The sequence below is a fragment of the Acidovorax sp. NN32 genome, assembly GCF_057597245.1.
Window position 1 is genome coordinate 4,386,086 of the sequence record NZ_CP199679.1, and the last position, 24,682, is coordinate 4,410,767.

General features: G+C 58.8%; 23 protein-coding genes. 6 read left to right on the top strand and 17 right to left on the bottom strand.

The window, feature by feature from the left end; translation table 11 throughout:
* Nucleotides 1-201 precede the first annotated feature (201 nt).
* From ACT89O_RS20165 to ACT89O_RS20180, 4 genes are all read left to right on the top strand, one after another.
* Entirely contained in the window at nucleotides 202-3,141 is a 2,940-nt protein-coding gene (locus tag ACT89O_RS20165) for a ribonucleoside-diphosphate reductase subunit alpha (protein WP_487260996.1), read from the top strand.
* Nucleotides 3,142-3,276: 135 nt separating this feature from the next.
* On the top strand, nucleotides 3,277-4,473 hold the full coding sequence (locus ACT89O_RS20170) for a ribonucleotide-diphosphate reductase subunit beta (RefSeq protein ID WP_487260997.1): 1,197 nt from the start codon (nucleotides 3,277-3,279) through the stop codon (nucleotides 4,471-4,473).
* A gap of 22 nt (nucleotides 4,474-4,495) precedes the next feature.
* On the top strand, nucleotides 4,496-4,660 hold the full coding sequence (locus ACT89O_RS20175) for a hypothetical protein (RefSeq protein ID WP_158603296.1): 165 nt from the start codon (nucleotides 4,496-4,498) through the stop codon (nucleotides 4,658-4,660).
* Nucleotides 4,660-5,247, top strand: a complete 588-nt coding sequence (locus ACT89O_RS20180) for a hypothetical protein (RefSeq protein ID WP_055395059.1) — start codon at nucleotides 4,660-4,662, stop codon at nucleotides 5,245-5,247. The genes ACT89O_RS20175 and ACT89O_RS20180 overlap by 1 nt, the downstream gene beginning before the upstream one ends.
* 137 nt (nucleotides 5,248-5,384) lie before the next feature.
* On the opposite strand, the gene ACT89O_RS20185 is transcribed toward ACT89O_RS20180, so the two are convergent.
* From ACT89O_RS20185 to ACT89O_RS20215, 7 genes are all read right to left on the bottom strand, one after another.
* A complete protein-coding gene (locus ACT89O_RS20185) occupies nucleotides 5,385-6,281 on the bottom strand; it encodes a carbohydrate kinase family protein (protein WP_121508595.1) in 897 nt (298 codons plus the stop codon).
* A 25-nt stretch (nucleotides 6,282-6,306) separates the two neighbouring features.
* Complete coding sequence (locus ACT89O_RS20190) at nucleotides 6,307-7,842, bottom strand: zinc-ribbon and DUF3426 domain-containing protein (protein WP_487260998.1); 1,536 nt, start codon at nucleotides 7,840-7,842, stop codon at nucleotides 6,307-6,309.
* A gap of 56 nt (nucleotides 7,843-7,898) precedes the next feature.
* Nucleotides 7,899-8,801 (bottom strand): 50S ribosomal protein L11 methyltransferase, encoded by a 903-nt coding sequence (gene prmA / locus ACT89O_RS20195; RefSeq protein WP_121421123.1) that lies wholly within the window; start codon nucleotides 8,799-8,801, stop codon nucleotides 7,899-7,901.
* A gap of 76 nt (nucleotides 8,802-8,877) precedes the next feature.
* A complete protein-coding gene (gene accC, locus ACT89O_RS20200) occupies nucleotides 8,878-10,227 on the bottom strand; it encodes an acetyl-CoA carboxylase biotin carboxylase subunit (RefSeq protein ID WP_055395037.1) in 1,350 nt (449 codons plus the stop codon).
* A gap of 7 nt (nucleotides 10,228-10,234) precedes the next feature.
* Nucleotides 10,235-10,690, bottom strand: a complete 456-nt coding sequence (gene accB, locus ACT89O_RS20205; RefSeq protein WP_121421124.1) for an acetyl-CoA carboxylase biotin carboxyl carrier protein — start codon at nucleotides 10,688-10,690, stop codon at nucleotides 10,235-10,237.
* Nucleotides 10,691-10,925: 235 nt separating this feature from the next.
* Nucleotides 10,926-11,507, bottom strand: a complete 582-nt coding sequence (locus tag ACT89O_RS20210) for a TlpA family protein disulfide reductase (RefSeq protein WP_487260999.1) — start codon at nucleotides 11,505-11,507, stop codon at nucleotides 10,926-10,928.
* A complete protein-coding gene (locus ACT89O_RS20215; protein WP_121421126.1) occupies nucleotides 11,504-12,103 on the bottom strand; it encodes a hypothetical protein in 600 nt (199 codons plus the stop codon). Before ACT89O_RS20215 ends, ACT89O_RS20210 begins: the two co-directional genes overlap by 4 nt.
* A gap of 174 nt (nucleotides 12,104-12,277) precedes the next feature.
* On the opposite strand from ACT89O_RS20215, the gene mpl reads away from it, so the two are divergent.
* Nucleotides 12,278-13,702 carry a UDP-N-acetylmuramate:L-alanyl-gamma-D-glutamyl-meso-diaminopimelate ligase gene (mpl, locus tag ACT89O_RS20220; protein ID WP_487261000.1) on the top strand — a complete coding sequence of 475 codons (1,425 nt, stop codon included), beginning with the start codon at nucleotides 12,278-12,280 and terminating at the stop codon, nucleotides 13,700-13,702.
* A 48-nt stretch (nucleotides 13,703-13,750) separates the two neighbouring features.
* Here mpl and ACT89O_RS20225 read toward each other — a convergent pair whose 3' ends face one another.
* From ACT89O_RS20225 to ACT89O_RS20235, 3 genes are all read right to left on the bottom strand, one after another.
* Nucleotides 13,751-14,062, bottom strand: a complete 312-nt coding sequence (locus ACT89O_RS20225) for a hypothetical protein (protein ID WP_055395047.1) — start codon at nucleotides 14,060-14,062, stop codon at nucleotides 13,751-13,753.
* Between the two features lie 105 nt (nucleotides 14,063-14,167).
* Complete coding sequence (locus ACT89O_RS20230; RefSeq protein WP_121508589.1) at nucleotides 14,168-15,289, bottom strand: 3-deoxy-7-phosphoheptulonate synthase; 1,122 nt, start codon at nucleotides 15,287-15,289, stop codon at nucleotides 14,168-14,170.
* A gap of 299 nt (nucleotides 15,290-15,588) precedes the next feature.
* Nucleotides 15,589-16,128, bottom strand: coding sequence for a hypothetical protein (locus ACT89O_RS20235; RefSeq protein ID WP_487261001.1), 540 nt, complete (start codon nucleotides 16,126-16,128; stop codon nucleotides 15,589-15,591).
* 865 nt (nucleotides 16,129-16,993) lie between these two features.
* On the opposite strand from ACT89O_RS20235, the gene ACT89O_RS20240 reads away from it, so the two are divergent.
* Nucleotides 16,994-17,833 carry a hypothetical protein gene (locus ACT89O_RS20240; protein WP_487261002.1) on the top strand — a complete coding sequence of 280 codons (840 nt, stop codon included), beginning with the start codon at nucleotides 16,994-16,996 and terminating at the stop codon, nucleotides 17,831-17,833.
* A 179-nt stretch (nucleotides 17,834-18,012) separates the two neighbouring features.
* On the opposite strand, the gene ACT89O_RS20245 is transcribed toward ACT89O_RS20240, so the two are convergent.
* From ACT89O_RS20245 to ACT89O_RS20275, 7 genes are all read right to left on the bottom strand, one after another.
* Complete coding sequence (locus tag ACT89O_RS20245) at nucleotides 18,013-19,152, bottom strand: SGNH/GDSL hydrolase family protein (RefSeq protein ID WP_487261003.1); 1,140 nt, start codon at nucleotides 19,150-19,152, stop codon at nucleotides 18,013-18,015.
* A 4-nt stretch (nucleotides 19,153-19,156) separates the two neighbouring features.
* Entirely contained in the window at nucleotides 19,157-19,309 is a 153-nt protein-coding gene (locus ACT89O_RS20250) for a DUF5989 family protein (protein WP_176886993.1), read from the bottom strand.
* Complete coding sequence (locus ACT89O_RS20255) at nucleotides 19,309-19,722, bottom strand: SxtJ family membrane protein (RefSeq protein WP_176886994.1); 414 nt, start codon at nucleotides 19,720-19,722, stop codon at nucleotides 19,309-19,311. Before ACT89O_RS20255 ends, ACT89O_RS20250 begins: the two co-directional genes overlap by 1 nt.
* A 5-nt stretch (nucleotides 19,723-19,727) precedes the next feature.
* Nucleotides 19,728-21,557: a carbamoyltransferase family protein gene (locus tag ACT89O_RS20260; protein ID WP_218301710.1), complete on the bottom strand. Its 1,830-nt coding sequence runs from the start codon at nucleotides 21,555-21,557 to the stop codon at nucleotides 19,728-19,730.
* A 91-nt stretch (nucleotides 21,558-21,648) separates the two neighbouring features.
* A complete protein-coding gene (locus tag ACT89O_RS20265; RefSeq protein WP_487261004.1) occupies nucleotides 21,649-22,653 on the bottom strand; it encodes a sialate O-acetylesterase in 1,005 nt (334 codons plus the stop codon).
* A 9-nt stretch (nucleotides 22,654-22,662) separates the two neighbouring features.
* Nucleotides 22,663-24,147 (bottom strand): metalloprotease TldD, encoded by a 1,485-nt coding sequence (gene tldD, locus ACT89O_RS20270; RefSeq protein WP_487261005.1) that lies wholly within the window; start codon nucleotides 24,145-24,147, stop codon nucleotides 22,663-22,665.
* Between the two features lie 81 nt (nucleotides 24,148-24,228).
* A complete protein-coding gene (locus ACT89O_RS20275) occupies nucleotides 24,229-24,567 on the bottom strand; it encodes a YegP family protein (RefSeq protein ID WP_055394907.1) in 339 nt (112 codons plus the stop codon).
* Between the last annotated feature and the right edge of the window lie 115 nt (nucleotides 24,568-24,682).

Consider the following 24,682-nt stretch of genomic DNA (forward strand, 5'->3'; position numbering starts at 1 on the left):
CAGAAGGCCCTGTGGCGCCGCTGACATGCTGTTTCGTTTTTCTGAGGGCAATACGACGGTACACTACCGGTAGTGTCTTGAATGCATGTGACACACCATATATAGTGTGCGCCAGACAGTAGTCCGCCGCACCACTCACACGCTGCGACGGCATCCAGGCCGCGCACCACACCCCAGACAGCCCACAGAAGAGGACCCCCCATGCAAGCTGCTTTGAACACGCCTTCCACGCCCCATGCCGCCTCCCCCGAGGCCCCAAACACCCAGTCCGCACCAGCAGTGGCGGGTAACTCGCTGGCGCACTATCAGATCATTCGCCGCAACGGAGCAGTCGTGCCCTTTGAGCCGCAAAAAATTGCGGTGGCGATGATGAAGGCATTTCTGGCAGTGCACGGCACGCAGGGCGCCGCCTCCGCCAGCGTGCGCGAGGTGGTGGACACGCTCACCCAGAATGTGGTCCGCGCCCTCATGCGCTCGCGTCCCGGTGGCGGCACCTTCCATATTGAAGACGTGCAGGATCAGGTTGAACTGGGCCTGATGCGCGGCGAACACCACGAAGTCGCCCGGGCCTATGTTCTGTACCGCGAGCGCCGCACGCAAGAGCGTGCCCACCACCAGGAACAGCTTGCGCCCGCAACCCCCATGTTGAACGTGATCGACAACGGCCAACGCGTGCAGCTGGACATCCTGCGCCTGCACGGGCTCATCGAATCGGCCTGCGCCAACCTCGGCGCCGACATCCAGGCCGCGCCCATCGTCGCCGAGACCATGCGCAACCTGTATGACGGCGTTCCCATGGACGAGGTCTACAAGGCGTCCATCCTCGCCGCCCGCACCCTGATCGAAAAAGACCCTGACTACACCTATGCCACGGCCCGCCTGCTGCTGCATACCATCGTGCGCGAGGTGCTGGGACGCGAGGTCGCCCAGAGCGACATGGGCCAGGCCTACAGGGACTATTTCCCCGCCTTCATCCAGAAGGGGGTGGACAACGAGCTGTTGGACGAGCGCCTGCTCAAGCAATACGACCTGACCCGCCTGGGCGCCGCGCTCAAGGCCGAGCGCGACCTTCAGTTCGACTACCTCGGCCTGCAGACCCTGTATGACCGCTACTTCCTGCACGTCAAGAAAACCCGCATCGAACTGCCCCAGGCGTTCTTCATGCGCGTGGCCATGGGCCTGGCACTCAATGAAACCGACCGCGAGGCCCGCGCCATCGAGTTCTACGAAGTGCTGTCGTCCTTCGACTTCATGTCGTCCACCCCCACGCTGTTCAACAGCGGCACCCTGCGCTCGCAGCTGTCCAGCTGCTACCTGACCACGGTGCCCGACGACCTGGATGGTATCTACGAATCGATCAAGGAAAACGCCCTGCTGTCCAAGTTTGCTGGCGGCCTGGGCAATGACTGGACCCGCGTGCGCGCCCTGGGCTCCCACATCAAGGGCACAAACGGCGAATCGCAAGGCGTGGTGCCCTTCCTCAAGGTGGTCAACGACACCGCTGTGGCGGTGAACCAGGGCGGCAAGCGCAAAGGCGCCGTCTGCACCTACCTGGAAACCTGGCACCTGGATATCGAAGAGTTCCTGGAACTGCGCAAGAACACTGGCGACGACCGCCGCCGCACGCACGACATGAACACGGCCAACTGGATCCCTGACCTGTTCATGCGCCGCGTGATGGAAAAGGGCACCTGGACATTGTTCTCGCCCTCCAACGTGCCCGACCTGCACGATCTGTTCGGCGCCGACTTCGAGAAGGCCTATGTGGCCTACGAAGAGAAGGCCGCGCGCGGCGAGATCAAACCCGCCAAGACGGTGCAGGCCACCGACATGTGGCGCAAGATGCTGACCATGCTGTTCGAGACCGGCCATCCTTGGATCACCTTCAAGGATGCCTGCAACGTGCGTTCGCCCCAGCAGCACGCTGGTGTGGTGCACTCGTCCAACCTGTGCACTGAGATCACACTCAACACCAGCGACACCGAAACCGCCGTCTGCAATCTCGGTTCGGTCAACCTGCTGCAGCACATCAAGGACGGCCAGATCGACCACGAGAAGCTCAAGAAGACCATCACGGTTGCCATGCGTATGCTCGACAACGTGATCGACATCAACTATTACGCCGTCAAGAAGGCCCGCGACTCCAATCTGCGCCACCGCCCCGTGGGCCTGGGCGTCATGGCGTTCCAAGACAGCCTGTACGAACTGCGCATTCCCTACGCCTCGCAGGAGGCCGTGGAATTCGCCGACAAGTCGATGGAGGCCATCTGCTACTACGCCTACTGGGCCTCCACCGAATTGGCCCGGGAACGCGGCCAGTACTCCAGCTACAAGGGCTCGCTGTGGGATCGCGGCATCCTGCCTTTCGACACGCTGGACATGCTCTCGCAGGCCCGTGGCGGATATGTGGAAGTGGATCGCTCGTCCACCCTGGACTGGGATGCCCTGCGCAAGAAAATTGCACAGGACGGCATGCGCAACTCCAACTGCGTCGCCATTGCCCCCACGGCCACCATCTCCAACATCATCGGCGTTGATGCCTCGATCGAGCCTTCGTTCGGCAACCTGTCGGTCAAGTCCAACCTGTCAGGTGAATTCACGGTTATCAACGGTGGGCTGGTGCGCGACCTCAAGCGCCTGGGCCTGTGGGATGACGTGATGATCATGGACCTCAAGCACTTCAAGGGTTCGCTGCACCCCATCGACCGGGTGCCACAGGACATCAAGGCGCTGTACTCCACAGCGTTTGAAGTCGAGCCGCAGTGGCTGGTGGAAGCCGCATCGCGTCGCCAGAAATGGATTGATCAGGCGCAGAGCCTGAACATCTACATGGCCGGCGCATCGGGCAAGAAGCTCGACGACACCTACAAGCTGGCCTGGATCCGTGGCCTCAAGACCACGTATTACCTGCGCACACAAAGCGCCACACACGTCGAGATGAGCACCGTGAATACACGCCAGCTCAATGCCGTTTCGTCGGGCAATGACAGTGGTGCATCGGCAGCGTCGGTGCCCGTTGCAGCGAAACCCAGCGCACTCGATGCGGCAGCCGCTGAAGCCACCCATCAAGCATCAGCAGTGCCTGCTACGGACGTCAAGTTCTGCGCTATCGATGATCCCGGCTGCGAAGCCTGCCAATAACAACTTCGCACGCAACACCTTGGGCTCTTCCGAGGTGTCGCGCATGTGCTGTGAAGCAACAAATCCTTGCTGCACAACGCTTCAGTGCTTTTCTTTTCGCAGCACTGCTTTCATAATCCGAACACTGGAAAATCTATGTTGACCTGGGACGAAGAAGTCAAGCCCTCATCGCAAAATCAACTGGACGGTGGACTGAACCAAAGCCACCCGGCGGGACAGCCGCCTTTGCCTTTCCAAACCCCCTCACTGCAGGAAGTGCACGCATCGATGACTGCCTCTGCAGCACCGCACTCAACACCTGCCGCAGCCACGCAACGCCGCGTGAACGCTGCCGACAAACGCATCATCAACGGGCAGACGGATGTCAATCAGCTGGTCCCGTTCAAATACAAGTGGGCCTGGGAAAAATACCTGGCCACCTGCGCCAACCATTGGATGCCTCAGGAAGTGAACATGACGCGCGACATCGCGTTGTGGAAGGACCCCAATGGCCTGACCGATGACGAACGCCGCATCATCAAGCGCAACCTGGGCTTCTTTGTCACGGCAGACTCGCTGGCTGCCAACAACATCGTACTGGGCACCTATCGCCACATCACGGCGCCAGAGTGCCGCCAGTTCCTGCTGCGCCAGGCCTTTGAAGAAGCTATCCACACGCACGCCTATCAGTACATCGTGGAATCGCTGGGGCTTGATGAGAGCGAGATTTTCAACGCGTACAACGAAGTCCAGTCCATCCGCGACAAGGACCAGTTCCTGATCCCCTTCATCGAGGCGATCATGGATCCGAACTTCCACACTGGCACGCCCGAAACCGACCAGACGCTCCTCAAGTCGCTGATCGTGTTTGCCTGCCTGATGGAAGGCCTGTTCTTCTACGTCGGCTTCACACAGATCCTTGCACTGGGCCGCCAGAACAAGATGACTGGCGCCGCCGAGCAGTACCAGTACATCTTGCGCGACGAATCGATGCACTGCAACTTTGGCATTGACCTGATCAACCAGCTCAAGCTGGAAAATCCCCATCTGTGGACCACTGAATTCAAGGCCGAGATCAAGGCGCTGTTCCTCAAGGCGGTTGAACTCGAGTACCGCTACGCGGAAGACACCATGCCGCGCGGCGTGCTGGGCATGAATGCATCGATGTTCAAGGGATACCTGCGTTACATCGCCAACCGCCGTGCCACACAAATCGGGCTGGAGACGCTGTTTCCCAATGAAGAAAACCCGTTCCCGTGGATGAGCGAGATGATTGACCTCAAGAAGGAACGCAACTTCTTCGAGACCCGGGTTATTGAATACCAGTCCGGTGGTGCGCTGTCCTGGGACTAGCGCCTTTTCGCAACACACCACCATGGATTTTTACACCACGCCCACCACCACAAGCAGCGCTGCAGTGCGTTGCGGTGCAGGGCGTTCCCGTGTTCATGGCGATGGGGATTTCTCCATCGCCATGGATCGCTTCGTGTCCACTGCAGACAGGAAGTGCTCTTTGCAAATTGACCCAAGGAGAACATGATGGCAACTGCGAAAAAACCAGCCGCTAAGAAGGCGACCCCAGCGAAAAAAGCTGCACCTGCAAAACCAGTAGCAGCGAAGAAGGCTGCACCTGCCAAGAAGGCAGCAGCACCGGCAAAGAAAGCCGCTCCCGCCAAGAAGGCAGTAGCAGCGAAGAAGGCTGCACCTGCCAAGAAGGCAGCAGCACCGGCAAAGAAAGCCGCTCCCGCCAAAAAGGCAGTAGCAGCGAAGAAGGCCGCTCCCGCCAAGAAGGCAGCAGCACCGGCAAAGAAAGCCGCTCCCGCCAAAAAGGCAGTAGCAGCGAAGAAGGCCGCACCTGCCAAGAAGGCAGCAGCACCGGCAAAGAAAGCCGCTCCCGCCAAGAAGGCAGTAGCAGCGAAGAAGCCTGCCGCCCCAGCCAAGAAGGCGGCTCCCGCCAAGAAGGCAACGGCTGCCAAGAAGGCCGCTCCCGCCAAGGCTCCTGCAAAAAAAGCTGCACCGGCCAAGAAGGCCCCCAAGGCGCCTGCCCCTGCGGCAGCAGCTCCAGCAGCACAGACCACCCTGAATCCTCAGGCAGCCTGGCCCTTCCCTACGGGCAACAAGCCTTAATCCTGGCGTATCACACGCTCAACCCGGTGCCTGCGCACCGGGTTTTTTTATGCCTGTTCGTGTTGCACACCACGCGCCGTGCAACACAAGAAGCCGGCAGCAATGGCGCCCCGTGACTTCATGGAAAGCTGGCCCAATTACGCGGGGATGAAATCCAGTGTGTAGTTTTGCGGGCCCCGCTGTGCAATCTTGAGGGCTCCCACCCGGTTGCCCAGCTCGGCGCAACGCACCAGCGGCCAGCCCTTTTCCAGGCCGAACAACAACGCGCCCCGCCAAGCGTCACCACACCCCGTAGGATCCACCACTTGGGCAGGCACCACGGCGGGTACATGGGTTTTCTGACCATCCACCCAGACCTCGCAGCCCTCCGCGCCCAGCGTCACCACAAGCCCCTTTACCTTGCGCGAAATCTCTGCAAGCGTCCAGCCCGTGCGGTCGCAAAGCATTTTCCCCTCGTAGTCATTGACCGTCACCCAGGAAGCCTGGTCCACGAACCGCGCCAGCTCTTCACCATTGAACATGGGCAAGCCCTGGCCCGGGTCAAATACAAAAGGAATACCGGCCGCCACAAACTGTGCCGCGTGTTCAAGCATGGCGTCACGACCATCCGGCGCGATGATCCCCACGCTCACCCCCACATCTGCCTCGATGCGGTTCACATGTGCCTGCATCATTGCCCCAGGGTGGAAGGCGGTGATCTGGTTGTTGTCACGGTCCGTCATGATCATGGCTTGTGCGGTGTAGGTGTCCTGGACCTGCCCCACATGACGCGCACTGATACCCAGCAATTCCAGGCGCTGCAGATAGTCAGCGCCATCACTGCCCAGCATGGCCATTGGCAATGGCTCACCGCCGAGCAACTTGAGGCTATACGCAATGTTGCCCGCACAACCACCAAAGTCGCGCCGCAACGAAGGCACCAGGAAAGAGACGTTCAGGATGTGCAGCTGGTCGGGCAGTATCTGCTCGGCAAAACGGCCCTCGAAGGTCATGATGGTGTCGAACGCCAGAGAACCACAAATGAGGGCAGCCATATCAAAGAAGTAGGTTGGTAAAAAATCAGGGATAAAACGCCAGCAACCGATAGCCGGCGACACGCGCTCCGCCGGTGGTCACAATCACTGACACGGACGCACTCCACTCGCCCCCTGCAGACAACTCCATGGGAGCCCCCATGTCGGTGGGCAAAAGCACACGCCGAAGCACTGGCTGGTCCTGCGCATCGGTCAACGTCAACTCGACGGCGGGCATGGCCAGAGGTATCGAGGCCTTGCTCTTCATGGTCAGCGCGAGTTGATAGCTATCACCTCGGGCCTTGTTGAACGAAGAACTGTCGATGACCACATCCGCAATCTGGCGCGGCGGCGCGATCTCGCAGTGCAAGGGAGCGCACAACGCCATCAACCATGGCCTGGCACGCGCATCCATCGCGGCAAGGCGATCACGCTCCTGAACGGCGACCTGCAGCGCAAGCCCCGCCACAGACATCAAAAGCAGCACTCCAAGCACTGTGCGCACCATCGGCCTGCGCCAGAACACCTTGCGCCGGGCAGCGACTACAAAGCTGACTTCCTGTCCGGCCTCAGGGTCATCGTCCTCGTCAACGGCATCCGACGCCTTTCGGACCGAGGATCGCTTGCGAGTCGATGCCTGCAACACGGCTGCGGGCGAATGGTCTTCCACCAGCGCAAGTGCCTCCGGCGCGGGTTCCGGCGTCACAGGCTGCGCAAAACCCACCGGCGGCACGGGCACTTCAGCCCGCTCTTCAAGCTCCGCATCTTCCACCGGCAACGCCGTCTTGGTAGGCAACTCCAGTGCAGGATATCCCATCGGGGTCAACGCCACGGCTGCAGCTGGATCGGCAGCCACCTCTTCGCCATCTCGAAGAGCAGCAGCAGGTAACTCATACCCTGCAGGGAGTGATGTTCCATCGCCTGCACCGGGCAACGCGGCTGACAACGAGGCAGTGGGGTGATCCCCCTTGGGCAAAGAAGATGACCCATCAGCAGCCACCTCGGGAAAGGCCAAAGGAGGTAAGGCGACGGCATCGCTCCGCATCCCTGCAACATCCCCGCCCGTTGTTGGCACATTGCGCACGGAGTCCGGGCGCCAGGCAAATGGAGTGAAGGGGCCGATTCCCGCATCGGCACCAGGTGCCACCGCCCCGGCTGCCGCAGACAGAAACGCGGGCACCGCAGGCTGTGGAACCTCTAGAACCGGAGCCACCACCTGGGCCTGTGCATCCGGCAACCCCGCCATTACGTCGGAAGCACCTGTGGGGAACAGCGAAAACGCTGGTTTTTCGGAGGCTGGCGATAGCGCCTCCGCAGATGGGGCAACCGGTGGCGAAGAAGGCGGCTCACCCCATGACCGCCCCGTCTCTGCCTTGCGCGCCACCGGCATGGATGGCGGACGTATGTCGGTCAACGAGACATCGGGCAACAACGCTGGTGGAGCCGCTGGAAGCAGGTGCGCCGAAGCGTCAAACACCTCTTTGCATTGACCACAACGCACCCACCCTTGCGAGATGCGCAATTGGTCCGCCACCACCTTGAACGAGGTAGAGCAGGACGGGCAGCGAGTGATCTGGCTCATCAGCGATGGATTGTAGAGGCGCGTGCGACCCCGGCGAAGCGGGCTTCGGCCCCGTCTTAGCGACGGGCGGTCATCAAGATCCAGCCATCTTCTGTATCCGCCACATCGAGCTGAAGCCAGGGAGCATATGCCTCTTTCAACTCCTCAGCCTGGCGTTCCAAAATGCCTGCCAGCACCAGATTCCCGCCAGGCGCGACGTGGCTGCACAAGAGGGGCGCCAGCACGCGCAAGGGGGTGGCAAGAATGTTTGCCAGCACCGTCTGGTATTCACCCCGTGCCTTGTCGGGCAGACCCGCGTGGAGCCGCACGTCATTGGCCTGTGCATTCAGCGCGGTGGACTCGACCGCCGCAGGATCAATATCGACCGCATCGATGTCCGTGGCACCAAACTTGGCCGCACCAATGGCGAGGATGCCAGAGCCACAGCCATAGTCCAGAACCCGGCCCAGCGGATTGCCCATGGACGACTCGGTGGCACCGTTACGGGCAATCCAGCGCAGACACATGCGCGTCGTGGGGTGGGTGCCGGTGCCAAACGCCAGGCCCGGATCCAGCCGGATGCTGCGCTTTGCCTCGGCGGGAAGTTCGTGCCAGGTAGGAACGATCCAAAAATCCGGCGTGATGTCCACAGGCGCAAATTGCGATTGCGTGAGCCGCACCCAGTCCTGCTCGGGCACGTGGGCAACCCCCAGCACCTGGCAGCCCGCAAAAAAGTCCTGCACCACCAGCAGTTGCTGGGCCTCCCGGGCTGCCACCTCCGAAGGAAAGAGCGCTACCACCCTGCTGCGCTGCCAGCCGTCCTTGGGCGGCGGCATGCCAGGCTCACCAAACAAGGCCTGCTCGGCGTCGGTCTGGGCATCAGCATCCTCCACCGAAACGCTCAGCGCATCCAGCGCATCCAGCGCATCGCTGACCGCCTCGATCCGATCCTCGGGACACATCAGACTCAGCTCAAACATAGAAGCCTCTCAGAAAAAGTGAAATGCTGGCACCCGTTGCCAGGAGCCAGCATGTGAATGACTGCGCAATACGATTTCAGCGCTTGTGCTGCGACAGCCACTCTTCCAGGTAATGGATGTTGGTGCCACCGGCCATGAACTTGGCGTCCACCATCAGCTCGCGGTGCAGCGGCACGTTGGTGTTGATGCCTTCGATTACCGTCTCGGACAGCGCCGTGCGCATGCGGGCCAGGGCCTGCTCGCGCGTGTCGCCGTGCACGATGATCTTGCCGATCATCGAGTCGTAGTTGGGCGGCACAAAGTAGTTGGTGTACGCATGCGAATCCACACGCACGCCGGGGCCGCCTGGTGGATGCCATGTGGTGATACGCCCGGGCGACGGAATGAACTTGTAAGGGTCTTCCGCATTGATCCGGCACTCGATGGCATGGCCCCGGATCTCGATCTGGCGCTGGGTGAACGGCAGCTTCTCGCCCGCCGCGACCATGATCTGCGTCTTCACGATGTCCACGCCGGTGATCCACTCGGTGACGGGGTGTTCCACCTGCACACGGGTGTTCATCTCGATGAAGTAGAACTCGCCGTTTTCGTACAGGAACTCGAACGTGCCCGCGCCACGGTAGCCGATCTTCTTGCACGCAGCCACGCAGCGCTCGCCGATCTTCTCGATCAGTTTGCGGGGGATGCCGGGGGCTGGAGCCTCTTCGATGACCTTCTGGTGGCGGCGTTGCATGGAGCAATCGCGCTCGCCCAAATACACCGCATTGCGGTGCTTGTCGGCCAGGATCTGGATTTCGATATGGCGCGGGTTCTGGAGGAACTTCTCCATGTACACCGCAGGATTGCCAAACGCAGCGCCCGCTTCGGCCTTGGTCATCTGCACCGCATTGACCAAGGCAGCTTCGGTGTGCACCACGCGCATGCCACGGCCACCGCCGCCGCCTGCGGCCTTGATGATCACCGGGTAGCCCACGGCCTTGGCGATGCGGCGGATCTGCACCGGATCGTCGGGCAACTCGCCCTCAGAGCCCGGCACGCAAGGCACGCCTGCGCGGATCATGGCCTGCTTGGCAGACACCTTGTCGCCCATGATGCGGATCGACTCGGGGGTGGGGCCGATGAACTGGAAGCCGCTCTTTTCCACGCGCTCGGCAAAATCTGCGTTCTCAGACAGGAAGCCATAGCCGGGGTGAATGGCCTCGGCGTCGGTCACCTCGGCGGCCGAGATGATGGCAGGCATGTTCAGGTAGGACAACGGCGAGGGCGCTGGGCCGATGCACACCGCTTCTTCGGCGAGCTTGACGTATTTTGCGTCGCGGTCGGCCTCGGAGTAGACCATCACGGCCTTGACACCCAACTCATGGCAGGCGCGCTGAATGCGAAGGGCGATCTCCCCTCTGTTTGCGACCAGGATTTTCTTGAACATGCGCGCCTTATTCGATGACGAACAAAGGTTGGCCGTATTCCACGGCCTGACCGTTTTCACCCAGGATGCGGGTGACGGTGCCAGACTTGTCAGCCTCGATTTCGTTGAGGATCTTCATCGCTTCGATGATGCAGATGGTTTCGCCTTCCTTGACCTGGCTGCCGACTTCGACAAAAGCCTTGGCGCCAGGGCTGGACGAACGGTAAAACGTGCCCACCATGGGTGACTTGACGATGTGGCCAGCAGGGACTGCAGGTGCCGAGGGCGCAGGCAGCTCGGCGACTTGGGCGGCGGCAGATGCAGGGGGCGCAGGTGCCTGCATCGGGGCGGGGACGTACTGCTGAACGACACCACCCACGCTCTTGACGATGCGGACTTTGCCCTCGGCTTCCGTGATTTCGAGTTCAGATACGTTCGACTCGGACACGAGATCGATGAGGGTTTTGAGTTTTCGCAGATCCATGGGAGCTCCAACGGCTATAAAACTGATAGGACTCACGCCAATCGGGACGCAACAGCCGCCTCGCGTTGGGCGAGCCGCTTGCCTGAGCCCTGCTTTGCGCAAGTCATGACTGAATAGGGCGCGAATTTACTCCAATTTCAGCCTATCTCCGTCTTCCACAGGTATTTTTGATGAACTACATCATCCAGATACCCAGCTTGGGCCCACAAAAATGCCGAACAGAAGGCTTGGTCGATCAGCGCAGAGGCGCCCACAGCTGGAGGTCTTGCGGGGTGATTTGTCCCATTTTACGGTGCAGGACACGCCCGTTGCCCCCGAGCACCACAGTAAACGGCAGGCCACCGGTAAGGTTGCCCAGTGATCGCCCCAGGTCGGTGCCGCCCAATCCGGCAAGGCCCACAGGGAACTCCAGCGGAATACGCTGCAGAAACTTGCGCACGGCAGAGGGCTGGTCGATGGCCAATCCCAGAACTTGCCATCCGTTCTGCGCCTGTTGGCGATAGAAAGCATTGAGCATGGGCAGCTCTTCCACACAGGGCGGGCACCAGGTGGCCCAGAAGTTCAGCAGCAGCGGCTTGCCAGCCAGAGACTTCAGCGCCACCACGCCCCCTTCAGGCTTTTCAAACTCCATCGCCCAGAGCGCTTCTTCCACCCCCTGCTCCATGGCATGGGGCTGGAACTTCCACCATGCCAGGCCGGCACCACCCAACGCTGCTGTGCCTGCCACCCCGGCGTACAGCAGTCGCCTACGTGCGGCCGACGGTTGCGCATCGCTGGTGGCGGGGATGGACTCAGGGCGATCGGAAGGGCTTGTCATGGGGCAGGGGTTTCCTGGAGCAGGCGCCGAACGGCGGTCATGTCACCGCGCGGCACACGCCCTTGGGCATCCGGGCGCAAAGCGCCGCGCAGGTCATCGAGGTCATAGATCATCAAGTGCACCCCGATCATCTCATTGAGTTCGGGCGACTTGCTGCCCAGGCTCAGCGCTTCGACCGACTCACCATGAAAACCGGTGACCGTGCGTGGCTCGTAGTCCACATGGTGATCGATGAGCGCTATTTCTGCAGATTTGGAGTCATCGCAGAACAACTGCAGGTAAATGTCGGACAGCCGCGTGGCTGTACCATGCCATACAGCCCCCGCCAGATGGGGACGGAAGGCCGCCATGCGCTCCATCCACACGAGGGCCAGCTGGCGCAGCGCCCGCAGCTCGTGCGGCTGCGTATCGGCACAAAAGAGCTGGATGTACTCCCGTACGGCGGCCTCGACCTGGTCGTTGCTCGGCAGGGGCGTGCGGGCAGGCAAGCCCATCTGGCGCAGCGCACGGCGCTTGGCCGGGCCCCATTCCAGGCCCTCTTCCACCACCAGCCGGGCCGTGGTGTGGGCGATTTCGTCGCTCAAAGGTGTGTGCATGGCGGTAGGGGATGGTGGTGGCAGGAAAAGAAACCGCATTGTGGCCCGAAGCACCTGCCTGGACTACGGGTTACCCCTAGATATGCCCAGGGTCACTATATTTTTCATAGCTTCTCGCGCTTATCCACCAAGCGCTGGGGGCTTGTTTTTTATTGAACCGTAGAATCTGCGCCCATGCATATACACATACTGGGCATCTGCGGCACGTTCATGGGCGGCCTGGCCGCGCTCGCGCGCGAGGCAGGCCACAAGGTGACGGGTTGCGACGCTGGCGTTTACCCGCCGATGAGCGACCAATTGCGGGCCCTGGGCATCGATCTGATCGAAGGTTTTGGCGCCGACCAACTGGCCCTGCAGCCCGACATGTTTGTCATCGGCAACGTGGTCAGCCGCGTCCGCCTGCCTGACGGCTCGCCCAAGTTTCCGTTGATGGAAGCCATCCTGGACGCAGGCCTGCCCTACACCAGCGGCCCGCAGTGGCTGGCCGAGCATGTACTACAAGGCCGCCATGTGCTGGCGGTTGCTGGCACCCATGGCAAGACGACCACCACCTCAATGCTGGCCTGGATTCTGGAAAGCGCCGGGCAGCAGCCAGGTTTTCTGATTGGCGGAGTACCGTTGAATTTCGGCGTGTCCGCCCGCCTGGGGGCGCCCCGGCGACCATCACCCGGCAGTGCGCCGCTGGGGGCCGCGCCGCTGTTCGCGATCGAGGCTGACGAATACGACACCGCCTTCTTCGACAAGCGCAGCAAGTTTGTGCACTACCGCCCTCGCACTGCGGTGCTGAACAACCTGGAGTTCGACCACGCAGACATCTTTGACAACTTGGCCGCCATCGAGCGGCAGTTTCACCACCTCGTGCGCACGGTGCCGCCATCGGGCCGTGTGGTGGTCAACGGTCTCGAAGAAAGCCTCACCCGCGTGTTGCACACGGGCTGCTGGAGCGAAGTGGCCAGCTTCGGCGAAGCCGTCAGCGACTTTTCGGCACAAGGCGACCCCCAGGCATTCGACGTGCTGCACCAGGGGCGCAAGGCCGCCCGGGTGGAGTGGGCGCTGACCGGCGTGCACAACCAGCTCAACGCACTGGCGGCCATTGCCGCCGCCCACCATGTGGGCGTGAGCCCCGAGCAGTCCGCTACGGCACTGGCCACCTTTCAGAACGTGAAGCGGCGCATGGAACTGCGCGGCACCGTGAATGGCGTTGCGGTGTATGACGACTTTGCCCACCACCCCACCGCCCTGAGAACCACGCTGGACGGCCTGCGCCGCAGCCTGGGCCAGGGTGCGCGCATCCTGGCGGTGTTCGAGCCCCGCAGCAACACCATGAAACTGGGCGCCATGAAGGCCCAACTGCCGTGGGCGCTGGAGCCTGCCGACCTCGCGTTCTGCCACACGGCCGGGCTGGACTGGGACGCAGCGCAGGCCCTCGCCCCCTTGGGCGTGGGCCCAGGCATGCGGGCGCAAACCGCTGCCGACATCAACACCCTGGTACAACAGGTCACAGCGGCAGCCCGCCCGGGGGACCACATCGTGTGCATGAGCAACGGGGGATTTGGCGGCATCCACGCCAAACTGCTGGAATCGCTACAAAATAAATAGCTGCCAACACTTACCAGGCAAGCGCCAGGGCCTGATTTTCTTCAAGTATCAGAACGATACCGCCATGCCCGGGACGTCCACGCGCACCACGGGCTTGGCGAGTGCCGCGCTGGCAGCGCGCGCAAAGTCACGGGACCATGCCGGGTCGGCCAGCAACGAAGCCCCCGCAGCGCGGGCCACGGTGAGCACCTTGTCCGCCAGCAGCACCTTGCCGCTGGCGCGCAGGGGTTCGCAATCGAGCGCGGTGAACTGATCATCCAGCCAGCGCCTGCCAGCCTCGTGGCCCATGGGCTCGGCGCCCTCCAGATCAAAACGGAATTCCTGGTTTCCGGCCAGACGGACCGACACTTCGCTGTGCATGATGGTTTGCCTTTCTATCTACTGAAACCGTGGCAGCGACTGCCGTGCTCCCTTGCACGGCCCGCCACGGGCTTCCAGTTTAGGGCCTTCGGCCAGCGGCGCAGATCACCGCGCGCGGCGCGCCTTCACGGCGTCAGACAGCTCAGCCAGCGCCGTCAGCGAATCGTCCCAGCCCAAGCAGGCGTCCGTGATGCTCTTGCCATACTCCAGCGCGCCGGGCTGGTCCTTGCCCGGTGAGAACTTCTGGGCACCGGCGGTGAGGTGGCTCTCGATCATGAGGCCGAACACACTGCGCGAGCCACCGGCGAGCTGAGCGGCGATGTCGCGCGCCACGTCGAGCTGCTTTTCATGTTGCTTGCTGCTGTTGGCATGGCTGCAGTCCACCATCAGGGTGGCGGGCAGCTTGGCGGCTTCGAGGTCCTTGCAGGCAGCGGCCACGCTGGCAGCGTCGTAGTTGGGCGTCTTGCCGCCGCGCAGGATCACGTGGCAATCCTTGTTGCCCTTGGTGTTGACGATGGCCACCTGGCCGTTTTTATGCACCGACAGGAAGTGGTGGCCCCGGCTGGCCGACTGGATCGCGTCGGTGGCAATGCGGATGTTGCCATCCGTGCCGTTCTTGAAGCCGATAGGCGCCGAGATGCCGGAGGCCAGCTCGCGGTGCACTTGGCTTTCTGTGGTGCGGGCGCCAATGGCGCCCCAGCTGATGAGGTCGCCGATGTACTGGGGCGAAATCACATCCAGGAACTCGCTGCCGGCGGGCATGCCAAGGCGGTTAATTTCGATCAGCAGCTGGCGCGCAATGCGCAGGCCTTCGTCGATGCGGTAGCTTTCGTCGAGGTACGGGTCGTTGATGAGGCCCTTCCAGCCCACCGTGGTGCGTGGCTTCTCAAAGTACACCCGCATCACGATTTCCAGGGTGTCGGCGTACTGCGTGCGCGCGGCCATGAGGCGGCGCGCGTACTCAACAGCGGCAGCCGGATCGTGGATGGAGCATGGGCCGATCACCACCAGCAGGCGGTCATCCTTGCCGGCCATGATGTTGTGGATGTTCTTGCGGGTCTGGGTGATCAGCGTCTCGACCGGCGTTCCACGGATCGGGAAAAAGCGGATCAGATGCTCGGGAGGAGGCAACACGGTAATGTCCTTGATACGTTCGTCGTCGGTCTGGCTGGTTTTCTCGACGCTGCGGTACCAGGCATCGCTGGTCGGGGTGGTGGTGGCCGTCATGGTTGCTTCCTCGGGGAGTAAAAGTAGTGGGAGGGATGAAAAAACGGGAGGGCAGAAAAACAAAAACCGCCGGGCTTTGCAGCGTCGGCGGTTGGTATGGGAAGGTTGTGTTTGCTTGCGCGTTTTCCTCTCATCCGCCGGGGACCGAGATAAAAAACCAAAAATAAAACGCGCTGCGAACTTGCATGGCAGCCAATGTAGCACAGGAGTGCGGCAGTGCAGCACCCCCGGATTGTTGCGATTGCGCGACAGCAATGGTAATCCGGATGCCTACCAGGCCCCACTTCCAACCCCCTGATTCAACGCCTCCAGCGACGAAACCAAGCGCTCGCACGCTGCAGGACTGACAGCTTGCGCGGCGGCGTCCGATCCTGCAGGTCACTGGGTGGATCACTCTGGTGCTCATACATGTCGATGAGCAGCAACGCCTCGCCCAGCGTGCGCCAGGCCAGAAGCTCGAACTGGTCGAAGCTTGCACTTTCCTTCGGGCTGCGCCGCTCCAGCATCTGCTGCCAGTCCGCGATCGCATTGCGCAACTCCCTCAGCGCACGCTCATAGGCCCCGAACTCGTACAACGCGTGCCACGCCGATCCCAGGCCCGTCAGGAACAGCTGGTGCTCGCGGGCGCAATGCGACAAAGTCAACACACGCCGGGTGATGGCTGTGGTATCGGTGCTGGTGCGGCGGATCCGCACCGCCTCGTCGATCTGCGTTGAGAGCGCGCTCAAGCTATCGCGCAGTTGGCGAGATTCCTCATCGGCCACGCCTTCACGCAGAAAGCGGCTGATGTCGCCAAATGACTGAAGGGTCAGTAGCTGACTGGGGCGCGTCGCGGGCATGAATCAATTGTCCGCCATGCCGCCCGCCAACCGCCCATTTGTTTTTACACAGGAGCGCTTCGGCAAACACCGGCGCTGCCAGAGGCGCAGAAAAAAACCTGGGCAGGTTTCACATTGCAAAGCCTGGGCTCAGTCAGGTTTCCACAATGCTGAGAGTGCCCGGCAATCTTGATCTGCATAGCGCTACACCAGAGGATCAGTCGTCAATCAACACAATGAGTTGTCCATGGTGTTGCATCTTCGAGAACAGCCGCTCTCCAACCGACCGTCAGATTCCTCACAGGTGGAGTTTTCAGGAGAGCACGTCTTGACAGACATCGCGCGGACAAGGTTCGCGCTAAGGCCTATCGATTGCCAGCGTGGCCAGCGGCAGAGGCCACATGCCATCAGAGTGAGCCACGGACCTATCGTCGGCTTCTGGGACAGTCTCGGTAGCGGCATCTAGCATCTGGCATTGCGTTGATTCAAGTCAGCATCTGGACCGGGTCCGATGTCCCGTACATTTGAGCGCCTGGGATCCTCTGCACAATTCACCGCGTCGTGTGCATCTGCGGTCTGCTTTATTGCAAATACTCGCAATAGCTACAGCTATTGCTGCGTTTTACGCCTAGCATCCAGCTCGATCCGTACCGCACACTTACCGCTTCATTCGTACAAAGCATCCCTAGACGAAGCTACAGCCGACAGCAGCTCGATGCGAATGCAGATGAAATTAACAACCGCCCAAGAAAGAGGGTGTGGGCAGGATCACCGTTAGTTGTGTATTGCGAGCTGCGGATCGACGGACTGCAGCACTCCACCTCACCCACCGGAATCAAGGGTGTTGGACTTCACATTTGAATGCACCACTTTTAGATAGTATCAAATGATCAAGCATATTCTTGCTGGCTTTGCAGTGATGAGTCTTATCGCTTGTGGTGGCGTTGGCGCTCAGATCCAATCTTATATTGCCGATGATATAAATCATCCGGCCTTGCAGATAAACGGTTTTTGTTATTTTGACTGGTACAAACCAGATAACATGCAAAAATCCAAAAATACGCTTGAACAAGGGGGCACCATACAGCTACAAGCTAGATTTCAGTGGCAGCCCCCAGGATACAATTCCAGCGCGCTGACTGAGCATAGCATTCTTGCATTCACGCAAGGGGAATTTTCTGGAGCAACTGCAGTTTGCCCTTTTCAGAGAAATTCAGTCCAAGAACTTCTAAATTCACCTGAGCATCCGAGTAGGCAATGGCTTTTTAGATATGGCGCCGGATTAATACTTACACCCAAAGGCCTGGGCTTTGAGTTGTGGAACGGAGATCAAACCGCATACACTTGGGACCAAACCAATAACCGCTGCATGCAAAGCACATTAACCGGAAATACCTCCATCAACTGCTTACCAAACGACCCTATATCGGCATCCTATATTACCGAATCCGATTTCACTCTTACCCATGGAATGTACTACTGGGTTCGTTTGACAATGCAAGGACATTTAATCTCAGGACAGCACTGGACCAAAATGCGTGGAGAACTAGTACAAGAAACACCCTCTGGCGCTACAGTCGTGCAACATGGAAGCATAAGTTTTTTAACTGATTCATACTTCCCACTCGACGACTCAATATTTGGAACAATGGCCAGATCTAGCCCCGGCGGCAACTTCTACAGCCCAACCAAAGTAAAAGTATGGATGTTTGATGGTGGATTTTAAACCAAGGGATGATTGAATTAAGTTAGCAAGTTCAGGATTAAGTTACAGCATTGCGGGCCTCAAACAACGAGATTCAGGCGCTGCTAACTATTAATCAAAAAATCAAAGTGCATAGCATTCATTCTGGAATTTCTCTCGACACCACACCTGTGCAGTGCTATTGCAAAAATCCAAGGAAGTTAATTCTTCCGCATACTAGATTCTATTTTCGGAGCTAATGAAGCGAGAATAGATTGAGCAATGACAGCATTGCCCTTATCCCCAAAATGAAACTGGTCCAGGAACATGTCGTCCTCTGCCCCGTAGCGGTCGAAGACGCCAGACAGATCGATAAATTTGAAATTCTTCAAGCTGACGCCCGACAGACTGGCTGCAATTGCCTGATAGCAATGCACATAATATTCTTTAGAATTGGAGAGGAAATCCTTTTCACGTGAACTCAAAGACTTTTTAGACACAGAAAGAGTAGGCTGCAGGAAAAATACCCAATCTACACCCTGAAGAGCATGTGCTCCTAATCGAACATTCTTTTCAAGTCGATAGGCAACGGTCTGCACAGGTACAGGCTGAGGCAGAGGACGGGCCTGCGGCAAGTCCTGCAGTTCCTTTCTGCCAGCCGTCTTCAAACCCGTATTTGCCAGAGTTTTAAAATAGTCATCCGAAAATGCACTGAACCACAGGACATTTCGACCCGCATCCGCCCAAAAAACATCATTATTTCCGGACAGTGAAATCACCAGATCCGGCTGAAGCTCAGAAAGATAGTTTTCAATGGCAATACGCTCTTGTGTGGACGCCCAAGCTGGATTGGCAAAAGTAAACACCTCATAACGCAGGCCAGGTTTTGACAGGTTCTTGTTGAGCAGATCATTCAGCAGGCTGCCAATCGTCTGCTCCTGACTCGGAGCACCAGATCCATATGCGGTGGAGCCACCGGTGAGAAAAATGCGATAGACCCCCTCCGGCTTCGGCATCTGGAGCTCCTCGCTGTTGCGCATCTGCCAAGAGTTGATATGTGCATTTTGGTGCTGCCCTGGTGATGGGGCAGTACCTACAAAAGGAGTTGGCTGATTAGGGACAGACCAACTAATGGAGCCGATATCCAACGCAGAACTGGTGTAAGCGCGTGCGTAATGATTGCGCTGCTCATCCTTCAAAGGAGTCACTGCCAGCACTCCAGCCAAAGTTTCCCCTTGCTCCACCCATCGGATGACTTTATCGAACCGGCCAGCCACCGTATACAGCCCAGCCCAGTACCCCAAAGCCACAAGTGCGCACAGTACTAGTGAAGGAAGAAGAATGTAAATGAGCTTCTTCATCGATCTAGAACAGCGTATAGATAAAGGGTGCAAATACCGAGCCATGCCCAAACACAATGAGGGCTCCCAGCAGCAGCAAGACCAGGAGCACAGGAATCAGTGCGTAGCGTTTATGCTCCTGGAAGAAAAGAATAAGCTCTTTGATCAGCTCCAACATCAGAATTGCCGCTCCATGTGATTATTTTTTCTAGATACCTTGTTGACTCTGTAGGTAGCCACCTGCTTATCCCATTTTTTTTGCAGCGTATCCTTTCCAAGCAGCCGCATGATCATTCCCAACGGCATAAAAACCAGAAAGAAGACAACACCCAGAACAATCCGGACATTGACCCATTCAAGCACTCGACCCAGTCGCATCCAGCATTTGTAAACAATACCTAAAGCCAAGGGCTTCAGAAGGGCCAACGCAAGAAAGACCACAGCGACGCCCCATGGCCAATAAGCCCATTTTAGAGACCACCACCAAGGCACAAAAAGGCCAAAAACCAGGGCAAAAAACCCTGCCATGACATAGCCGAATTTACGCAGTTCACGTGCATCGACTACGGCTTCAGTGTTATTTTTCATCATTTTCGTCAGTCCAGTGCCAAGGCACCTTTGCGATGGGCAATATTGACGTTCTTTTGTGCGTCCTTCGACAGCAGTACGTTACCCAATACCAAGCAATCCATATCCGTTCCCATGAAACAACGGAATGCGTCTTCCGGTGTACAGACAATAGGCTCGCCGCGCACATTGAACGATGTATTCACCAGTACCGAACAGCCGGTTTTTCGTTCGAAGGCACTCAATAGCTGATAAAACTCTGGGTTACTTTGTTCACTCACGGTTTGTACGCGCGCAGAATAATCCACATGTGTCACGGCAGGGATCGACGAACGCACCTGATGCAACTGCGCCAAACCGTGCAAGGACTCATCCGGCTGGGTCTGAATGTCCTCGTGGACCTGTGCCACCAAGAGCATATAGGGGCTGGGCCTATCCAAGTGGAAGTACCGAGCAGCGGCCTCTTCTTTGACGGCCGGGGCAAAAGGCCTGAACGACTCGCGGAATTTTATTTTCAAGTTCAGCTGGGACTGCATGGCACTCGAACGCGGATCCGCAATGATCGACCGCGCACCCAGCGCCCGGGGACCGAACTCCATCCGATTTTGAAACCAGCCTACAACCTTTTCATTGGCCAACAGATCTGCAACGGTATCAGACAGCCTACTAGGCTCAACCACTGTGTAGTGCGCCCCCAGTTGATCAAGCTTCGCAACGATATCAGCTTGTTCATAGCGCGGCCCCAGCAAGGAGCCTTGCATCTGGTCAACGCCCGGCACATACACCCTGGGTTGCTTGCGATAGGTATGGTAGGCAGCGTAAGCGGCCCCCAATGCACCACCTGCATCTCCAGCGGCGGGTTGAATCCAGATGTCTTTGAAAATTCCCTCTCGCAAAAGGCGCCCATTCGCTACACAATTCAGAGCCACCCCCCCGGCCAGACACAAATAATCGGCGCCGGTATCTTTTTTGAGCTGCCGAGCCAATTTTATAATTATTTCTTCCGTCACCACCTGGATGGACGCTGCCAGATCCATATCGCGCTGGGTCGGTACGCTCTCTGGATCTCGGGGCGCCCCCCCGAATAGATCGGAGAACTTCTGGTTGGTCATCCGCAATCCAGCGCAATAATCAAAATAATCCAGATTCAGGCGAAAACTCCCGTCCTCCTTGACGTCGATAAGATGATCCCAGATCAATTGGGTATGAACAGGCTTTCCATAGGGCGCAAGGCCCATGAGCTTGTACTCTCCCGAGTTCACCTTGAAACCTAGATAATAGGTAAACGCCGAATACAACAACCCCAGTGAGTGCGGAAAATCGATTTGCCATAAAGGGGTCAATTCTGAACCCTGCCCCAGCCATGCCGATGTGGTTGCCCACTCTCCTACGCCATCCAGACATAAAACGGCGGCAGTTTCATAGGGACTCGGATAGAAGGCAGACGCCGCATGCGACTCATGATGCTCGGCAAACAAAATTGGAGGAAGTTCCGACTCCTTGCAGGAAAGCAAGCTGGCAAGCTCTTGCCTGAGTGTCCTCTTCAGATACAGCTTCTCCTTGAGCCAAACGGGTACAGCCATTACAAAAGAATGAAAGCCGCGGGGCGCATAGCTCAAATAGGTATCGAGCAAGCGCTCGAACTTGAGGATGGGCTTGTCATAAAAAACAATCGAGTCCAGTTCATGGACACGAACATTTGCCTCCGCTAGGCAGTAATGGATTGCATTTCTTGGGAATCGTTCATCATGCTTTTTCCGCGTGAAACGCTCTTCCTGTGCCGCAGCGATGATCCTGCCTGATCGCAATAGCGCCGCCGCGCTGTCATGATAGTACGCAGATATTCCCAATATATTCATTGCAATCCACAAAAATAATCTTATTTAATCGTAAAAACGAAAATATCGCTCACATCCGAAAATTCTCGAAGTTTCCGTTTTGCTCAAAGTTTTACGAAGGAGGAAAAAAGGCTTGATAAACCCTCTTGCCCAACTGGGCCTGACCATACTCGTTGAAGTGCAAACCACTCTTGTCAAGCCATCCCGAAAGATCATCCGTATTCACAATACTGACATGCGGGACGTCGCGAGCCACCTTTTTCTGAGCAAGTCGCACGATTTTTGCATGCACCCACGCAGAATTATTTTGAATTCTTCCAAGGACGACTGGGACATTTTTTGCCTCTGCACAGTTCATACTTTGAACATCCTCTCGGAAGCGTTGCACGAATTCCTTGAGATTTTTTTCGTAATTTCTTGCCCATTCTTTATGCATTGCGTCGGTTTCGCCCTGCATAAAAAAAATGCCAGCCACCTTCAAATTCACTTCCGTTCGCTTAGTATTGTGAGCTTCAGCAATCATTTTCATAAGCTCTTTATACAATCGTCCACCAGGGGACCAGCTATCAGCATTGGTCGTGGTATTCAGCGAAGTATTTGAAACAGCCAGTTTTACAATGTAGTGGTCTTTCGGCGGCCGATCATTCAAGTAGCGGGCAAAGTACAGTTCAGGTCCAAACATGTCTTGTGCACCCGAGCCCTGTGGGAAATACTGCGGGTAATGGGTCACATTTTTGTAGCCGAAACCAGGCCGTGCCACCTGCCATGATGCAAAACGACTCCAGCTTACTGTGCTGGAATGTGTTGCATCATCCTTTCCGGCAATTTCAGGTCCAGCGTTAAAGACGCCATAGATCTTCACGTTCGGAAAAACGGTATCTTTCTCAGCATAATTATTGGGACCACTGGTAATGTCCCTGACGGACGCCAAGCCCACCGCGTTGGATTGTCCTGCGATGACAAAAAGCTTGCGAACTGGAGCCGATGGGTTGGCATCTACCGCCAGACAGTGCTGAGCGAAGCTGCTGCCGCTCGCACATGCCAGCCCCCACAAGCAGACTATGCTGCACAGCAGGCGGAGAGTGGGTTGCCGGAATGCCACACCAACTTTTCGCATCCGCCTTCTTCAGGCCGTCCCACCCACCGTCAACCCCTCGATACGCAGCGTAGGCTGGCCCACGCCCACGGGTACGCTCTGGCCTTCCTTGCCGCAGGTGCCTACGCCGCTGTCAAGGCGCATGTCGTTACCGATCATGGTGACCTTCTTGAGCGACTCGGGGCCGCTGCCGATGATGGTCGCGCCTTTCACGGGGTATTGGATCTTGCCGTTTTCCACCCAGTAGGCTTGGCTGGCCGAGAACACGAACTTGCCCGAGGTAATGTCCACCTGTCCGCCGCCGAAGTTGCTGGCGTACAGGCCCTTCTTGATGCTGGCGATGATTTCCTGCGGGTCCTTGTCGCCGCCCAGCATGTAGGTGTTGGTCATGCGCGGCATGGGAATGTGGGCATAGCTCTCGCGGCGGCCGTTGCCGGTAGGTGCCACACCCATCAGGCGCGCGTTGAGCGAATCCTGGATGTAGCCCTTCAAGATGCCGTCCTCGATCAGCACATTGCGCTGGCTGGCGTGGCCCTCGTCGTCCACGTTGAGCGATCCACGGCGGTCGGCGATGGTGCCGTCGTCCAGCACCGTCACGCCCTTGGCCGCCACGCGCTGGCCGATGCGGCCGCTGAATGCGCTCGAGCCCTTACGGTTGAAGTCGCCTTCCAGCCCGTGGCCAATGGCTTCGTGCAGCAGGATGCCGGGCCAGCCCGACCCCAGCACCACCGTCATCTCGCCCGCAGGGGCGGGGCGCGATTCGAGGTTGACCAGGGCCGCATTCACGGCCTCGTCCACGTACTTGCCCATCTGCTCGTCGTCAAAATAGGCCAGGCCGAAACGACCACCGCCGCCCGCCGAACCCATTTCGCGGCGGCCATTCTGCTCGGCGATCACCGTGACCGACAGGCGCACCAGCGGGCGCACATCGGCCGCCAGGGTGCCGTCGGCACGGGCCACCAGCACCACGTCGTATTCGCTCGCCAGCCCGGCCATGACCTGCGCCACGCGCGGGTCCTTGGCGCGGGCGCGCTGCTCCAGCTTTTCCAGCAAGGCCACCTTGGCGGTGCTGTCGAGCGAGGCAATGGGGTCCACGCCGGGGTACAGGCTGCGGCCTGCCGCTACTTTTTTAGGAGCTACTCGCGCTTTACCCGCCTGCGCTGCGGCCGAAATAGACCTTACAGTTCGGGCTGCGTCCAACAAGGACGCCTCGGAGATGTCGTCCGAATAGGCAAACGCCGTCTTCTCGCCGCTCACCGCGCGCACACCCACACCCTGGTCGATGCTGAAGGAACCAGTCTTGACGATGCCCTCTTCGAGGCTCCAGCCCTCGCTGCGGGTGTACTGGAAGTACAGGTCGGCATCGTCCACCTTGTGGGTGCGGATCTCGGCCAGTGCCCGTGCCAGATGGCTTTCGTCAAGCCCGAAAGGGGTCAGCAACAATTCGCGAGCGACATCGATGCGCTGGCTGGTGGCCGCACGCTGGGGCGCGGCAGTGGTGGAGCGGAAAGTCATCGGGGCATTTTAGGCGCGCAGCCCCACCCTGCCGGACAAGGGGGCACATGCCCCTATGCCTCAAAGCGCCCACGCAAAGCGTCAGGCCGTCGTCTGGTCGTCCAGCGCGGCCTGGGGTGCATGGGTCTGCACCGACTCGATACCGGCATCGCGCGCCTTGGCACCGGAATACATCTGGCTTTGGCCGATCACCTGGCCATTACCCGCCTTGAGCGTGAAATAGGGCGATCCATCCTTGGCGCTCAGGCGACCGAAGCGGCCATCATCGGGAGCGTTCTTGCGCACGGATTCGATGCCGTTCAGTGCACTGGCCCGTGATTCGTACATCTCGCTGGTGAGGATGATCTGGCCATTGGAGGCCAACAGGTTGAAGACAAATTTATCGTTCTTCGACTTCTTCAGCTCGAACTTCGCCGCCATAGGGAATCCCTCCGGTTGCATAGGCCAAGGCACAGTTGGCCTGCCGGTTTGTACCCTCTTGCCGCCCTGCACGCAACGCCTGGGTAAAGACCCTGGAAGGTGTTCCTGATCTCCC

What these genes read in the sequence shown, in the direction of transcription:
- ACT89O_RS20165 (WP_487260996.1), top strand. Translation starts at nt 202, where the DNA reads ATGCAAGCTGCTTTGAACACGCCTTCCACGCCCCATGCCGCCTCCCCC.
- ACT89O_RS20170 (WP_487260997.1), top strand. Translation starts at nt 3,277, where the DNA reads ATGTTGACCTGGGACGAAGAAGTCAAGCCCTCATCGCAAAATCAACTG.
- ACT89O_RS20175 (WP_158603296.1), top strand. Translation starts at nt 4,496, where the DNA reads ATGGATTTTTACACCACGCCCACCACCACAAGCAGCGCTGCAGTGCGT.
- ACT89O_RS20180 (WP_055395059.1), top strand. Translation starts at nt 4,660, where the DNA reads ATGGCAACTGCGAAAAAACCAGCCGCTAAGAAGGCGACCCCAGCGAAA.
- ACT89O_RS20185 (WP_121508595.1), bottom strand. Translation starts at nt 6,281, where the DNA reads ATGGCTGCCCTCATTTGTGGTTCTCTGGCGTTCGACACCATCATGACC.
- ACT89O_RS20190 (WP_487260998.1), bottom strand. Translation starts at nt 7,842, where the DNA reads ATGAGCCAGATCACTCGCTGCCCGTCCTGCTCTACCTCGTTCAAGGTG.
- prmA (WP_121421123.1), bottom strand. Translation starts at nt 8,801, where the DNA reads ATGTTTGAGCTGAGTCTGATGTGTCCCGAGGATCGGATCGAGGCGGTC.
- accC (WP_055395037.1), bottom strand. Translation starts at nt 10,227, where the DNA reads ATGTTCAAGAAAATCCTGGTCGCAAACAGAGGGGAGATCGCCCTTCGC.
- accB (WP_121421124.1), bottom strand. Translation starts at nt 10,690, where the DNA reads ATGGATCTGCGAAAACTCAAAACCCTCATCGATCTCGTGTCCGAGTCG.
- ACT89O_RS20210 (WP_487260999.1), bottom strand. Translation starts at nt 11,507, where the DNA reads ATGACAAGCCCTTCCGATCGCCCTGAGTCCATCCCCGCCACCAGCGAT.
- ACT89O_RS20215 (WP_121421126.1), bottom strand. Translation starts at nt 12,103, where the DNA reads ATGCACACACCTTTGAGCGACGAAATCGCCCACACCACGGCCCGGCTG.
- mpl (WP_487261000.1), top strand. Translation starts at nt 12,278, where the DNA reads ATGCATATACACATACTGGGCATCTGCGGCACGTTCATGGGCGGCCTG.
- ACT89O_RS20225 (WP_055395047.1), bottom strand. Translation starts at nt 14,062, where the DNA reads ATGCACAGCGAAGTGTCGGTCCGTCTGGCCGGAAACCAGGAATTCCGT.
- ACT89O_RS20230 (WP_121508589.1), bottom strand. Translation starts at nt 15,289, where the DNA reads ATGACGGCCACCACCACCCCGACCAGCGATGCCTGGTACCGCAGCGTC.
- ACT89O_RS20235 (WP_487261001.1), bottom strand. Translation starts at nt 16,128, where the DNA reads ATGCCCGCGACGCGCCCCAGTCAGCTACTGACCCTTCAGTCATTTGGC.
- ACT89O_RS20240 (WP_487261002.1), top strand. Translation starts at nt 16,994, where the DNA reads ATGATCAAGCATATTCTTGCTGGCTTTGCAGTGATGAGTCTTATCGCT.
- ACT89O_RS20245 (WP_487261003.1), bottom strand. Translation starts at nt 19,152, where the DNA reads ATGAAGAAGCTCATTTACATTCTTCTTCCTTCACTAGTACTGTGCGCA.
- ACT89O_RS20250 (WP_176886993.1), bottom strand. Translation starts at nt 19,309, where the DNA reads ATGTTGGAGCTGATCAAAGAGCTTATTCTTTTCTTCCAGGAGCATAAA.
- ACT89O_RS20255 (WP_176886994.1), bottom strand. Translation starts at nt 19,722, where the DNA reads ATGATGAAAAATAACACTGAAGCCGTAGTCGATGCACGTGAACTGCGT.
- ACT89O_RS20260 (WP_218301710.1), bottom strand. Translation starts at nt 21,557, where the DNA reads ATGAATATATTGGGAATATCTGCGTACTATCATGACAGCGCGGCGGCG.
- ACT89O_RS20265 (WP_487261004.1), bottom strand. Translation starts at nt 22,653, where the DNA reads ATGCGAAAAGTTGGTGTGGCATTCCGGCAACCCACTCTCCGCCTGCTG.
- tldD (WP_487261005.1), bottom strand. Translation starts at nt 24,147, where the DNA reads ATGACTTTCCGCTCCACCACTGCCGCGCCCCAGCGTGCGGCCACCAGC.
- ACT89O_RS20275 (WP_055394907.1), bottom strand. Translation starts at nt 24,567, where the DNA reads ATGGCGGCGAAGTTCGAGCTGAAGAAGTCGAAGAACGATAAATTTGTC.